The sequence below is a fragment of the Nocardia huaxiensis genome, assembly GCF_013744875.1.
Classification (GTDB): Bacteria; Actinomycetota; Actinomycetes; order Mycobacteriales; family Mycobacteriaceae; genus Nocardia; species Nocardia huaxiensis.
In genome coordinates, this window is sequence record NZ_CP059399.1 from 474,208 (window position 1) to 487,253 (window position 13,046).

13 protein-coding genes are annotated in these 13,046 nt (G+C 66.9%); 6 read left to right on the top strand and 7 right to left on the bottom strand.

Features of this window, described 5'->3' with window-relative positions:
* Positions 1-32: 32 nt before the first annotated feature.
* Positions 33-587 (bottom strand): dTDP-4-dehydrorhamnose 3,5-epimerase family protein, encoded by a 555-nt coding sequence (locus H0264_RS02120; protein WP_181582402.1) that lies wholly within the window; start codon positions 585-587, stop codon positions 33-35.
* A 4-nt stretch (positions 588-591) separates the two neighbouring features.
* Entirely contained in the window at positions 592-1,467 is an 876-nt protein-coding gene (gene rfbA / locus H0264_RS02125) for a glucose-1-phosphate thymidylyltransferase RfbA (RefSeq protein ID WP_181582403.1), read from the bottom strand.
* Positions 1,468-1,708: 241 nt separating this feature from the next.
* Here rfbA and H0264_RS02130 point away from each other — a divergent pair, with 241 nt between their 5' ends.
* Entirely contained in the window at positions 1,709-2,779 is a 1,071-nt protein-coding gene (locus H0264_RS02130; protein WP_181582404.1) for an alpha/beta hydrolase, read from the top strand.
* A gap of 74 nt (positions 2,780-2,853) precedes the next feature.
* Here H0264_RS02130 and H0264_RS02135 read toward each other — a convergent pair whose 3' ends face one another.
* Complete coding sequence (locus H0264_RS02135; RefSeq protein WP_181582405.1) at positions 2,854-3,570, bottom strand: DUF8020 domain-containing protein; 717 nt, start codon at positions 3,568-3,570, stop codon at positions 2,854-2,856.
* Positions 3,571-4,005: 435 nt separating this feature from the next.
* Between H0264_RS02135 and rfbB the strand changes: the two genes are divergently transcribed.
* Entirely contained in the window at positions 4,006-5,010 is a 1,005-nt protein-coding gene (rfbB, locus tag H0264_RS02140) for a dTDP-glucose 4,6-dehydratase (RefSeq protein ID WP_181582406.1), read from the top strand.
* Here rfbB and H0264_RS02145 read toward each other — a convergent pair.
* The 3 genes from H0264_RS02145 to H0264_RS02155 all read right to left on the bottom strand — a co-directional run bounded on the left by H0264_RS02145 (position 5,007) and on the right by H0264_RS02155 (position 8,731).
* Complete coding sequence (locus tag H0264_RS02145) at positions 5,007-5,963, bottom strand: glycoside hydrolase family 18 protein (protein WP_231083840.1); 957 nt, start codon at positions 5,961-5,963, stop codon at positions 5,007-5,009. The two genes, rfbB and H0264_RS02145, sit on opposite strands and share 4 nt — an antisense overlap.
* Before the next feature lie 135 nt (positions 5,964-6,098).
* On the bottom strand, positions 6,099-7,721 hold the full coding sequence (locus H0264_RS02150) for a DUF2142 domain-containing protein (protein WP_231083841.1): 1,623 nt from the start codon (positions 7,719-7,721) through the stop codon (positions 6,099-6,101).
* A gap of 35 nt (positions 7,722-7,756) precedes the next feature.
* Positions 7,757-8,731 (bottom strand): glycosyltransferase, encoded by a 975-nt coding sequence (locus tag H0264_RS02155; RefSeq protein ID WP_181582408.1) that lies wholly within the window; start codon positions 8,729-8,731, stop codon positions 7,757-7,759.
* Between the two features lie 95 nt (positions 8,732-8,826).
* Between H0264_RS02155 and H0264_RS02160 the strand changes: the two genes are divergently transcribed.
* Both H0264_RS02160 and H0264_RS02165 read left to right on the top strand, forming a co-directional pair.
* Positions 8,827-9,315 carry a GtrA family protein gene (locus tag H0264_RS02160; RefSeq protein WP_231083842.1) on the top strand — a complete coding sequence of 163 codons (489 nt, stop codon included), beginning with the start codon at positions 8,827-8,829 and terminating at the stop codon, positions 9,313-9,315.
* Positions 9,316-9,441: 126 nt separating this feature from the next.
* Complete coding sequence (locus tag H0264_RS02165) at positions 9,442-11,343, top strand: glycosyltransferase (protein ID WP_181582409.1); 1,902 nt, start codon at positions 9,442-9,444, stop codon at positions 11,341-11,343.
* Between the two features lie 151 nt (positions 11,344-11,494).
* On the opposite strand, the gene H0264_RS02170 is transcribed toward H0264_RS02165, so the two are convergent.
* Positions 11,495-12,091 carry a TetR/AcrR family transcriptional regulator gene (locus H0264_RS02170; RefSeq protein WP_181582410.1) on the bottom strand — a complete coding sequence of 199 codons (597 nt, stop codon included), beginning with the start codon at positions 12,089-12,091 and terminating at the stop codon, positions 11,495-11,497.
* A gap of 21 nt (positions 12,092-12,112) precedes the next feature.
* On the opposite strand from H0264_RS02170, the gene H0264_RS02175 reads away from it, so the two are divergent.
* Both H0264_RS02175 and H0264_RS02180 read left to right on the top strand, forming a co-directional pair.
* Positions 12,113-12,511: a hypothetical protein gene (locus H0264_RS02175; RefSeq protein ID WP_181582411.1), complete on the top strand. Its 399-nt coding sequence runs from the start codon at positions 12,113-12,115 to the stop codon at positions 12,509-12,511.
* Entirely contained in the window at positions 12,508-13,029 is a 522-nt protein-coding gene (locus H0264_RS02180; protein WP_181582412.1) for a hypothetical protein, read from the top strand. Before H0264_RS02175 ends, H0264_RS02180 begins: the two co-directional genes overlap by 4 nt.
* Positions 13,030-13,046: the final 17 nt, after the last annotated feature.

Consider the following 13,046-nt stretch of genomic DNA (forward strand, 5'->3'; position numbering starts at 1 on the left):
TATGCGAGCCGCGCCCCCGCGGGCCGGAGAAGCTAGAGGTCGGCCAAGCGCGGCGCGGCGGCGTCCTTGGCGGACCGGATGAAGGTGAGCGGTTCGCCGTTGCGGCCCACCGTCGGCCATTCGATGCCCAGTTCCGGGTCGAAAGCGTCCAGATCCCGGTCGAATTCGGGGGAGTACTCGAGCGAGCACAGGTAGTTGACGGTGGAGTTGTCCTCCAGCGACAGCAGCGCGTGCCCGAGCCCCTCGGACAGGAACACCGAGCGGCGCTCCACATCGTCGATGACCACGGCGTCCCACCGCCCGAAGGTGGGGGAGTCCCGGCGCAGGTCCACGACCACGTCGAGGAAGGCGCCGCGCACGCAGGTCACGTATTTGGCTTGGCCGGGCGGGGTTTCGGTGTAGTGGATGCCGCGCAGCACACCCGCCGCCGAGGTGGAGATGTTCACCTGGAGCAGGTCGAAGGGGCGGCCCACGGCCTTCTCGAATTCCGAGGCCTTGAAGGACTCGAAGAAGATGCCGCGGTCGTCGCCGTGCAGGCGCGGGGTGAATTCCCAGGCCCCGGGTACGGCCAGTTCACGAATCTGCATGCGTCTACTCCCAGGTTCGCCCGTGCTCGAGCAAACCGAGCAGGTAGGTGCCGTAGCCCGAGCGGACCAGCGGTTCGGCCAGTTCGCGCAGCTGGTCGTCGTCGATGAAACCCATCCGCCAGGCCACCTCCTCGGGTACCCCGATCTTGAGGCCCTGACGCTGTTCGATGGTGCGCACGTAGTTGGCGGCGTCCAGCAGCGAGTCGAAGGTGCCGGTGTCCAGCCAGGCGGTGCCGCGGGCCAGCACCTCGACGCTCAACCGGTTCTGTTCCAGGTAGGCGCGATTGATGTCGGTGATCTCGTATTCGCCGCGCGCGGAGGGCTTCAGCTCGCGGGCGATCTCGACGACGTCGTTGTCGTAGAAGTACAGCCCCGGGATGGCGTAGTTGGAGCGCGGGGCCTTCGGCTTCTCCTCGATGGAAATGGCCTTGCCGTCGGCGAATTCGACCACGCCGTACGCGGTGGGGTCGGAGACCCGGTAGGCGAAGACCGCGCCGCCGTCCAGGTTCTCGTAGCGGTGCAGGTTCTGGCCCAGGCCGGGGCCGTGGAAGATGTTGTCGCCCAGCACGAGTGCCGCGCTGTCGGTGCCGATGTGGTCCGCGCCGAGCACGAACGCGCGCGCCAGGCCGTCGGGTTCGGGCTGCACGATGTAGCTCAGGTTCAGGCCGAGCCGGGAGCCGTCGCCGAGCAGTCGCCGGAACGCGTCGGAATCCTCGGGCGTGGTGATGACCAGGATGTCGCGGATGCCCGCCAGCATGAGGGTGGACAGCGGGTAGTACACCATCGGCTTGTCGTAGACCGGGACCAGCTGTTTGCTCACCCCGCGCGTGATCGGGTGCAGACGCGACCCGGTGCCCCCGGCCAGGATGATTCCACGCATGTCACAGCAGTCTGCCAGTTCGGTCGCGCACGGGCGCGGCCAGGTGCCGACTCGACGGCGAATCGATTACGGCTGTTTCACTATCGGAGCCACGGGGCAGAAAGTGTTGCGTAGGTCACGTTCTCATGGTGTTCTGAAACGACACTATGTGAGATGTCAGCGCCGACTCTCGCGCGCCGGGTAGCGAGCCAGCTCGTCCCGGACGAACGGCTCGGTGCGCCAACAACGAAGTAGGTGCGCGATGGTGGTCCACGGCAACGGAATTCCGGTCAGCTCCAGGGTGGTTCAGGCCGCCGGCAGCGCCTCACCCAGCGCGTACGCCCTCGCGGCGCGCATCCCCGACGACCACCCGGTCGAGAACCCCCAGGGCATCAGCGCCTACGCCCGCGCGCTGGCCATGGCCTGCCGCACCATGATTCGGCCCATGGGCGAACTCGTCCCCGTCAACGCCATCTCCATGGCCATCGCCGGACCCGTCATCAACAACCTGGCCAAACTGCGGCCCGCGCCCAGCGGGGTGGAACGGGAACAGGTGCAGCTCAACGGCTTCCGCATGGAGATCGTGCGCCCCGCCGGAGCCCGCAGCTCGCTGAACGACGGCGCGGTCATGTACATGCACGGCGGCGGCTTCTTCCTCTGCGGGCTGGACACGCACCGGCCGGTGGTGGCCGCCATCGCCCGGCGCACCGGACTGCCGGTGGTCAGCGTCGAATACCGGCAGCTGCCGCAGACCGATATCGCCGGCGGCGTGGACGACTGCCTCACCGCCTATCGCTGGCTGCTACAGCACGGCGTACCCGCCTCCCGCATCGTCTTCGCGGGCGATTCCGCCGGCGGCTACATGACTTTCGCGACCGCCCTGCGCGCCCGCGACGCCGGACTGCCGGTGCCCGCCGGACTGGTCGGCCTGTGCCCGGCACTGGATCTGGACTGCACCGAGAAGCGCGCCCACCCGAACTACCACCGCGACGCGCTGATCCCCCTGTCCGCCTTGGAATCGGTGGTGAAGCTCGGCGCCGCGCGCAATGGTCGGCTGGAGCCGGAGATGTCGCCGGTGAACGCCGCCCTGGCCGGGCTGCCGCCGACGCTGCTCATCATCGCCGAGGACGAGGTGCTGCGCCGCGACAGCGAGATCATGGCGCAGCGGCTGGCCGCCTCGGGAGTGCCTGCGACGCTGGAGATCTGGCGCGGTCAGGTGCACGCGTTCATGGCCATCTTCCCGGGCATGCCGGAGAGCCGGGCCGCGCTCGCGCACGTGGCGCAGTTCGTGCGGGGCTGTATGGATATCGCGCAGGAGGCGCGCACCGCGTAAAGCCCTGTGCCGAAACGGCAGAACCCCCGCCCGGGTGGTCCGGGCGGGGGTTCTGCGTGCTTTCGCGGCCGGAATTACTTCTTGCCGGGGGTCATACCGGAGTTGACCGTGGTGAAGTACTGCACGGCGGCCAGGATGGCGACCGGAGCGGTGATGAACAGCTGACCGGCCAGGGTGCCCAGGAAGCCGACCGCGCCCATGCCGGCGATGCAGCCGACGACCGCGGCGGGAACGAAGGGGCCGAACAGGCCGACGATGGTGGCCGAGGCGATGGTGGCGCCGGCGATGCCGCCGAGCACGCAACCCAGGGCCGCGCCGCCGATGCCGCCGACCAGGGTGCCGATGGTGGCGCCCATGCCGATGGTGTCCTTCAGGCGGTTGAAGGCGGCCTGCTCACGCTCGTAGTCGTTCTTCCAGGGGGCCTGGTCCTCGTAGGGCAGCGCGACCGGCTTGTAGACCGCGTGCTCGACGTTGAACTCGGGGGTCAGCGTGGCGGTGTTGCCCGCAATGTCCGCGGCGATCGGGAATTCGAAGTCGTCCACGCGGAACTTGAGCTCCGTGCCAGCGACCGTGGTGCCATTGGCAGCCTTGATCTTGAAGACGCCGTCCTCGACGACCATGGAACCGGCATCGGTGCGGATGACGGTGTTGGTCTCGGTGGTGGTGGCGGAGTAGTTGATCGCGTCGTTGGCGGCGGGCTCGGCAGCCGGGGCCGCGTTGACGGTGCCGGCGGTGATGCCCATGGCAGCGATCACGAGCGCCGAGGTGGCGGCGAATTTCCTCATCAGCATTTGGTGAAACCTCATCGAAGAGCTCGGGGGGACACGAGGAATCGAAATCGAGGACAGCTAACGAGCGGTGAACCCGTTGTGACCGTTCGTTCAAATTCTGTTCACCGTCGTGATCACGCGGTTCGGAGGCTTTCGGAAATGCACTGCGTAAGTGGGGTTTTCAACGGTGCGATGGAACGCCTGCCGCGTCACCAAGTGGCCGCTTTGTGATGAAGGTCACAACAAGAACGTGATAATTCGCAACGAATCCGGCCCGAAAGTCTCGGAGCGACGGCGAAATTGCGACATTCGGAAAGAAGCCGGTCATTCCAGGGACGAATTATTGTTTCCACGCCGTGTCCGAATCCGCGCACTCGCGCCCGGCGCACGGTGTAATGCGCGTAACCCGCGAGCCCGTGCGCACGCCCATCCGCCCCGCGACGTAGTGTTTCCGATGTGCGACTGCTCGTAACCGGCGGCGCCGGCTTCATCGGCGCGAACTTCGTCCACCAGACCGTGACCCGGCGTTCCGGCGTGCATGTCACCGTGCTGGACAAACTGACCTATGCCGGAAACCGGGCCTCCCTGGCTCCCATCGCCGGGCAGATCGAGTTCGTGCACGGCGACATCGCCGACAGCGCGCTGGTGGACCGGCTGGTGGGCGGTGTGGACGCGGTGGTGCATTTCGCCGCCGAATCGCACAACGACAATTCCCTCGCCGACCCGTGGCCGTTCATCCAGACCAATATCGTCGGCACCTATTCGCTGCTCCAGGCGGTGCGCAAGCATCAGGTGCGGTATCACCACATCTCCACCGACGAGGTGTACGGCGATCTGGAACTCGACGACCCCGCGGCGTTTTCCGAGAACACGCCCTACAACCCGTCCAGTCCCTATTCCGCCAGCAAGGCGTCCAGCGACATGCTGGTGCGGGCGTGGGTGCGGTCCTTCGGCGTGCAGGCCACGATCTCCAACTGCAGCAACAACTATGGCCCGTATCAGCATGTGGAGAAATTCATTCCGCGCCAGATCACCAATCTCATCGACGGTGTGCGCCCGCGGCTCTACGGCGCCGGGCACCAGGTCCGGGACTGGATTCACGTGGACGACCACAACAGCGCGGTCTGGGAAATCCTGCAGCGCGGGCGAATCGGGCAGACCTATCTCATCGGCGCCGACGGCGAACGCGACAACAAGTCCGTGGTGCAGCTGATCCTGGAAGCCTTCGGCCGCGACCCGCACGACTTCGACCACGTCACCGACCGTCCCGGCCACGATCTGCGCTACGCCATCGATTCCTCGCTGCTGCGCACCGAACTCGGCTGGGAACCGGAATACCGGGACTTCCGCAAGGGCCTCGACGCCACCGTCGACTGGTATCGCGAGAACGAATCCTGGTGGCGGCCACAGAAAGCCGCCACCGAAACCGCGTACGCCGCCGCCGGCGAAAAGGTGCTCTAGCTCCAATCCCGGCGGAAGTCCGCCCAATCCTGCGGTGTGGCCGCGAAATCCACATACAGTGCGACGCCGAATGTTTGCCGCTGTGGATCGGTGCGGCCCAATCCCAATCGTATTCCGCGCAGTGCGGCCGACACCGTTTCGGCCGCACCGTGATGGCCTGCGTCATCGGCCCAGAACGCGGGCGCGCCCATGAGCAGATCCACCGAATCCGGCGTGACCTCCAAGGCCAGCCGGGTTTGCTGCGCCACGTATCCGCCGTACAGGGCCTTCGTCGGCATAGCCGTGTCGTAGGACATCACCGCGACTTGATCCGACCGGCGCGCCACCTCCGCGAAATAGCTTTGCGACCACCATTTTCCGTGATCGACCAGGGCCAGGCCGACCGAATGCAGACCGGGCAGCGGGTCGATGACCGGTGCGGACACCGACAGCAGTCGGCCCTGAGACCGCGTGAGTTCGCGGGTGCGCTCGAGCAAAGTCAGAAATCCGGCCGGATCCGAGCGCACCGGTTCCACATCGAAATGGATTCCATCGAAACCGAGTTCGAGCACCTTCGCGGCGGATGCGACTACGCGATCCCGAGTCGCCGCATCCTCCACATCCAGTCCGGGATCGAATTCCGGTGCCAGCACCTGCCCGAGCCAGGACTGCACGCGAATTCCGGGCAATGTCCTGTGCACGGCCTCCACGAACCAGCGCGCATTCGGATACAGCGATTCGCGCAGCGACCCGTCGAACTCCAGCGGCCCGGTGTGCACATACAGATCCTTGATCCCCGTGCCGGACAGCAGAACTCCCAGCTGGGCGATATCGGCGTCGGACTTCCGGCCGTCCACCCACGCGTGCCCCAGCCAGATGGCGTCCCGCCCGCGCGTGCGCGCATCCGCCGCCGGCTCACCGGCATTCAGTCGCAACAGATAGATCGCGGCCACACCCACCGGTGTCAGCAGCACGCAGACAACAACCAGCAAAACGATTGCGGCGCGCCACCATCGAGAAAGGCCACGCCATTTGGACCGAACGGTCGAAAGTCTCCCCACGCCGCATGGTAACCCTTCGTCATCCCGCGCCGGGCTGACGAAGGGTCGTCAGCCCCAGACGATGGTGGCGTACTTGATGACCGCCGCCAGCAGTGCGATCGACGTCGCTGCGATGACCGTCAGCGCCGGGCCGCGCGAGGGCGTGCGGCCGCGGGCGTCGGTGAGCCGCAAGGGCATCCAGCGCAGGATCACCGTCAGCGCCAGCAGCGCCAGCGGCACGAAGTACCGGCCCTGCACCCCGTCGATGATGTAGTAGCCGACCGGTGTGAAGGACATGTACAGCGTCACGTAGATCATGGCCACGCTGGCCGCGATGGTCAGCGCCACCAGTGCCGTGCGGACATTCGTCGCGCCGCGCGCACCGGTCAGCCGGTCCGCGATGCCGAGGCTCACCGCGAAGGCCAGCAGGCTCGCCAGGATCGTGATGGCCGGGACGTCCACGTACGCGAAGCCGAGCTCCCCGAAGAACTGGGTGAACCAGCGCTGATCCCGGCGCGCGATGCTGTCGCCGAACGTGCTCAGGAACTGGATCGGATCCGACAGGATCTCCTTCAGTTGCTCGCCGGGTTTGACCGTGCCCCACTGCTTCTGCGGCCGCATCAGGCTCATGCCGTCACCGGTCGGGGCGGCGATGCGCATCCACAGCGCGAAGGACACGCCGCCGATCACCGCGCACAGCCACGGCAGCGCCCGCTGCCAGGCCGCCGGTCGCTCCGCATTGCCGAAGCCGAAGCGCCGCGCCGGAATCAGCACGGTGAGCATGGCCAGCAGCACATAGGTCGGCTTGCACACCGGCAGCAGAATCGTGGCCGCAAGCGCCGCAACGGTTTCCGGTTTGGACAGCCGGTCACCGAGGAACAGCGCCTTCACGATGACCGCCGAAACCAGCAGCGCCAGTGCGTTGGTCACGGTATCCGCGGTCACGGTCCCGGCCTGGAACACCGCGATCGGCAGCACCGCGACGGTCAGCGCCAGCCACTGGATCCGATGCCCGCGCAGCATCCGCACCGCGAACCCGACAATGGCCAGGTAGGCGAGCAGTCCGGCCCAGCGGGTGGCGAGCACCGTGCCGCCGACACTCAGGTCGAGGGCCTCGGCGATCCGGATGCCCGCGGCCTGCGGCAGATACGGGACGGGGGAGTAGGCGGCGGTATTGGTGAACCAGACCTTCTTCTCCGGACCGCCCACCGCGGCGGCGCCGAGCCGGTCGTAGGCGCCGCGATCGGCCACCATCGGATCGGGTTCGTCGGTGTTGTTGTTGTAGTCCTCGAACGCGTGCGTCATGAGCGCGTCGATGCTGGCGGGCAGGTAGCCGCCCCACGCCGGTCCGCGATCGTCCGGAATCTTCTCCGGCGTGAAGCCGCCGTGCGCGACCTGGTAGGCCCGCCCGAACTGAGTGATCTCGTCGTGGCCCCAGAACGGCGGCGTCACCACCGAGAAGATCGCGCCGAACACGCCGGCGAGCAGCACGAAAACCAGCGCCGCCGACCCGAATCGGCGCTCCAGCCGGATCACCGCGCCGCGCAGTCCGCCGGGCTCGGCCTTGGTGTCCGGTTGTGCGGCCGCGATCTTCTTCGGCTGCGCGACAGTCGTCTCGACCGAACCGTTCGCGGTGGCGGCCGCGTCCGGCTGCGTTTCGGTGCTGTCGTTCTCGCTCGCTTCGGTGACCACGATGTCCGATTCTGCTGGACGCTCGCTCCGAACCGTCATCGACGCGACCCGTTCGCCGCTTCGTGTGCGGATTCCTCCGCGCCGACGGCGGAGTAGCGCAGGTAGATCAGTCGCGCGGCCTCGTGCCGGGAGCGGCGGATGCCGTCCAGGATGAGCCCGGCGGTCCAGGCGAGGCTGCCCAGCAGCATGAGCGTGAACCCGAGGAATAACGTCGGGAAGCGCGGCACCTCGTGAATTCGGTAGAACTCGACCACGATCGGCGTGATGAGGATGATCGAGATCAGCCACAGCAGCGTGCCGAACAGCCCGTAGAAGGCGACCGGCCGCTCGTGCCGGGCCAGTCCGACGATCAGGTTCAGGATCTTGAAGCCGTCGTGATAGGTGCGCAGCTTGGATTCGCTGCCCTCCGGCCGATCCCGGAAACCGACCGGCACGGCCGTCTGCGGCACCCGCAGATGCTGCGAATGCACGGTCAGCTCGGTCTCGATCTCGAATTCGCGTGACACCGCCGGGAAGCTCTTCACGAACCGGCGCGAGAACACCCGGTAGCCGGACAGCATGTCCTCGACGTTCTCGCCGAACACCTTGCCCACCACGCCGTTCAGCACCTTGTTGCCGGTCTCGTGCCCGGCCCGGTACGCGGATTCGCCCTCGATCTCGCGGCGCACGCCCAGCACGTGGTCGTACGGGCCCGCGAGCAGCGTGTCGATCATCTGCGGCGCGGCCGACGCGTCGTAGGTGTCGTCGCCGTCGATCATCAGATAGATATCGGCCTCGATATCGGCGAACGCGCGCCGCACCACATTGCCCTTGCCCTTGCGGTATTCGGTGCGCACGATCGCCCCGGCTGCCCGCGCTCGCTCGGCGGTGGCGTCGGTGCTCCGGTTGTCGTAGACGTATACGACGATTCCGGGTACGGCGGCCTTGAGGTCGGTGACAACCTTCGCCACCGCGGCCTCTTCGTTGTGGCACGGCACAATGGCGGCAATGCGAAGCTCGGTGGAGTCCACCCGGTCAATCCTCTGATCGGAAGGCGAATACGAACACGGGGAGGGTACCCGTTCCCCGGCCGTTGTCGCTCACGGACTCCGGTACCGTCGGGCGAGTGTCTGCGAGTGAGTCCGCTGTGACCGAGCCGGGAACATCCCTGATCGACAAGGTCCGCGCCCTGTTGCGCAAGGGTGGCGCGTTCCTCGTGGTGGGGCTCGTCGGGCTGGCCGTCGACATGGGCGCCTACAACGCGCTGGTGTTCTGGGGCGGTCACGGACCGCTCGGCGACCACCCGGTTCCGGCCAAGGCCATTTCCATCGCGGCCGCCACCGTGGTCACCTATTTCGGCAACAAGTGGTGGACCTACAACGATCATGAGGACTCCGGCGACGGCCGCGGAATTCTGGTCTACGCGGTGATCAATCTGATGGCCATCGGCCTGCAATTGAGCTGTCTCGGATTCTCCCGCTACGTGCTCGGACTCGACAGTCCGTTGGCGGACAACATCTCCGGCGTGTTCGTGGGCCAAGCGGTCGCAATGGTGTTCCGATTCTGGGCCTATGGCAAATTCGTGTTCACCGGCACGCGCGAACAACAGGGGTAGTCCGGGTTAACTCTGCCGCGAACCGAGCAGATTGATATCCTCGCCCCGGCCGAGCGAGAGTGTGGGTGTGCGTCCACATCGGGTGTGCCGGTATCTGTTCTTGTATCGAAGGATGTCGAGGGATTCATGGATGCGTCGGCTGGACAAGCCGTGACCGAAATCAATGACCGGCAGTCCGCCGGAGCCCCCGCGACGCTGCGCGCGGACCACGCCGCGCCCGAGCGGCTGGTGCTGGCCCGCGGAGTGTTCACCGGTCCCGCACCGCGGATCAGCCCGGAGCTGTACGCGGTGGTCAAGGGCAAGTCCCACCGGGAACGCATGTCGCTGCGGCTGGAGAAGGGCTCCTCCGCGCACACCAACACCTACTTCGGGCGGTTCGCGGCCAGCTACTGGCAGCGCTGGACCCATGTCACCGAGGTCGAGGTCGCCATGACCCTGGAGACCACGGGCAAGGTGAAGGTGCGCCTGGCGGCCTCCGACATCGCCGGGCACCGGCGGGTTTCCGATACCGCCCAGGTCCGCGAGACCGGGCGCGTGGTGCTCAAGGCCAAGCTCGACATGTTCATCGACGGCGGCGCGCTGTGGCTCGAATTCGACGCCGTCGGTGGCGATGTCACCATCAGCGACCTGGAATGGTCGGCCGCCGCACCCGATCACGTGCGACCGGTGGCCATTGCCATCTGCACGTTCAACCGGGCCGAGGACTGCGCGAACACGGTGGCGGCGCTGGCCTCCGATCCGACCGTGCTCGGGCTCATCGACGCCGTGTACGTGGTCGACCAGGGCACCGACCTGGTGCAGGACCGGCCGCTGTTCACCGAGACCGCGCCGAAGTTCGGTGACAAGCTGCGCTACATCCGGCAGCCGAATCTCGGTGGCGCGGGCGGCTTCACGCGCGGCCTGTACGAGGTGTCGGCCGCCAACGAGCACGCCGACGTCATCCTCATGGACGACGACATCCTGTGCGAGCCGGAGACCGTGCTGCGGTTGAACGCCTTCGCGAACCTCACCGTCGAACCGACGCTGGTCGGTGCGCAGATGCTGTTCCTTTTCAACCCCGACTATCTGAATGTCGGTGCGGAGGAAACGGATCTGGCCAAACTGCGGCACGGCCAGAAGGTGCCGAAGGCGCTGCGCAACACCAGCATGCTGAAGAAGAACCAGGAACGGCGCGTCGACGCCGGTTACAACGCCTGGTGGACCTGCCTCATCCCCGCCGAAGTGGTGAAGAAGATCGGGCTGCCGGTGCCCATCTTCTTCCAGTGGGACGATGTCGAATACGGGCTGCGTGCTCGCGAAAACGGTTTCGTCACAGTCACTCTGCCGAATGCGGCGGTGTGGCACGCGGACTTCTACTGGAAGGATTTCGACGACTGGGCGCGCTACTTCTCCTCGCGCAACTCGCTCATCGTCTCCTCCCTGCACGCCGATCTCGATCCGAAAGCCATTACCCGCCAGCTCTTCCGGGAAATCGCGGAATACCTCGTGGGCATGCAGTACGGTCTCGCGCACACCACCCTGCAGGGCATCGAGGACTACCTGCGCGGCCCGGAAGCCCTGCGCGACGGCGGTATCGAAGCGCTCGCCAAGGCCCGCACCTCGCGCTCGGACTACCCGGAGACCGTCAAGCATCCGGCGGCCACCGCCCCGGTCGTGAACGCGCACGTGCATCTGCGTCGCGCCGGCGGTGAACCCAGCCGCCCGCTGCTCATCCTGCTCAAGCGCGCCCTCACCCAGTGGACCGGCCGCACCATTCCGGGCGTCGTCGGCATCACCCGCGAGGACGCGCACTGGTGGCACATCGCGCTGTTCGACCACGTCGTGGTGACCGATGCCTCCCAGTCCGGCGTGCGAATCCGCAAGCGGGACAAGGAAACCGCCCGCCGCCTGCTCCGCCGCGCCTACAAGGTGCTCAAGCAGCTCCGCAAGGAACTGCCCACTCTGCAACAGCGCTGGCGCGCCGCCGCCCCCGAACTCACCAGCCGCGAGAACTGGGAACGCCTCTACGGCATCGACCCCCGCGACTGACGCCGGTCTCTCCGAATACCGCTGCGCACCCGTCCCTCGTCATCCCGGCATGCTTTTGGCCGGGATCCACACTGGAATATGCGCGCCCCGCTGTGTGGATCCCGGCCAAGAAGCGCGCCGGGATGACCGGGGACTTGTTTTCGATCGATGCTCACGGCGCTAGTGGGGATGCCAGCAGGGCGCGTGTGGCGGCAACCAGGTCCGCGTCCAGCCATTCGGGGAGCTCCCCGGTGTGGGCGTGGCGGCGCAGCGTCGCATAGGGCAGATCCACGACGGCGCGGGCGACCGCCTCCATCTCCCGTGCGCCGGCGCTGCCGTACGCCGCCCGCGCCACCCGCTGCACCTGTTCGATCAGCGGCGCGTTCATGTGGTTGAGGCGTTCCCGGAACTCGGTGTCGGGTCCGCCGTCGAGCAGATCGTTGGGGCGCAGGTTCAGCAGGAGTTTCGCGTCGTCCGGGAAGTCCCGGCCGAAGGTGAGCGAGGCCGCGCTCATGCCCACGGCCGCCTCGATCGGGTCCTCCGTCTCCGCCGCGCTCAGGACCAGGGCTTGGAATCGTTCCAGTGCGCGTACCCATGCCGCCGACAGCACGCCGTTGCGGTTGCCGAAGCGGTGGTAAAGCGTGCCCACGGGTGCCCCGCTGGCCGCGGCGATGGCGGCGACGCTGGCCGCCCTGGGGCCTTCGGTGAGGACCAGGGTCCGCGCTGCGTCGAGGATCACGTCGGTGTCGTGCTTCCGGGGAGGTGCCATGAACTAGTACAGTCCTTCTATATGGAGCGTTTGCCCTATATCGATCAGCATTCCAGATTAGTAGCCGCCGACCGTGCGCACACATGGACCGCCCTGCTGCGCACAACCTGCAAGAACCCGGATGATCTCAACACACTCCCGCACGGATTCAGTCTCGACGAGGCCGACCCGCCGAAACGACTGGCCGCCGAGGGGCAGCACCGGTTCTCCCGGTACGCCCTCACCTTCACCCTCGAGGAAGTCGACTCCGGGCACACCCGCTTGGTCGCCGACAGCTATGGAGCCTTCCCCGGACTCGGTGGCCGCATCTACCGCGCCCTGGTGGTCGGCAGCGGTGGCCACGCCCTCATCGTCCGGGACATGGTGCGCCGCATAGGCGTTGCCGCCGAGAAGCTCGCCCGAACGGAGCGGCGCTCATGATTCCCGGACAGGTCTGGGGCGCTCGCCCCGACGAACTGCTCGCCGAACTGCCCTGCGACAGTGAGCTTTCCGGCAGTGTCCTGGTCTGCGACCGGGCGATCTCGGTCGATGCCCCGGCGGAAACCGTCTTCGACTGGTGCTGTCAGCTGCGGGTGGCTTCCTACAGTTACGAACTGCTCGACGTGACCTGGCTGCTCGGTGCACCCCTGCGCCGTAGGCCCCGTACCCGTAGCCCCGAGCTGACCGATCTCGCTGTGGGACAACGTTTCATGGGCGTGTTCGACCTGGTGAACTTCACGCCCGGCGTACAGATCACGCTGCGCGCGGACACGGTCGCGGTCACCTACTCGGTGCGTCCGTATGTCGTCGGCCCAGGTTCCCGGCTGCATGTCCGCGTGTGTTTCTCGGGTCCTGGCCTGATTGCCGCGCCACTGGCCTTCGGTGACTTCTTCATGATGCGCAAGCAGTTGCTCACCCTGAAGGAACTCGCTGAGCGCGAAGCGCTTTCGGTGCGCTGACGGAACTTCCACCCGGC

Excerpts from the sequence above, each read along its gene's own strand:
- H0264_RS02165 (WP_181582409.1), top strand. The coding sequence starts at position 9,442 with ATGGATGCGTCGGCTGGACAAGCCGTGACCGAAATCAATGACCGGCAG.
- H0264_RS02130 (WP_181582404.1), top strand. The coding sequence starts at position 1,709 with ATGGTGGTCCACGGCAACGGAATTCCGGTCAGCTCCAGGGTGGTTCAG.
- H0264_RS02135 (WP_181582405.1), bottom strand. The coding sequence starts at position 3,570 with ATGCTGATGAGGAAATTCGCCGCCACCTCGGCGCTCGTGATCGCTGCC.
- H0264_RS02120 (WP_181582402.1), bottom strand. The coding sequence starts at position 587 with ATGCAGATTCGTGAACTGGCCGTACCCGGGGCCTGGGAATTCACCCCG.
- H0264_RS02180 (WP_181582412.1), top strand. The coding sequence starts at position 12,508 with ATGATTCCCGGACAGGTCTGGGGCGCTCGCCCCGACGAACTGCTCGCC.
- rfbA (WP_181582403.1), bottom strand. The coding sequence starts at position 1,467 with ATGCGTGGAATCATCCTGGCCGGGGGCACCGGGTCGCGTCTGCACCCG.
- H0264_RS02170 (WP_181582410.1), bottom strand. The coding sequence starts at position 12,091 with ATGGCACCTCCCCGGAAGCACGACACCGACGTGATCCTCGACGCAGCG.
- H0264_RS02175 (WP_181582411.1), top strand. The coding sequence starts at position 12,113 with ATGGAGCGTTTGCCCTATATCGATCAGCATTCCAGATTAGTAGCCGCC.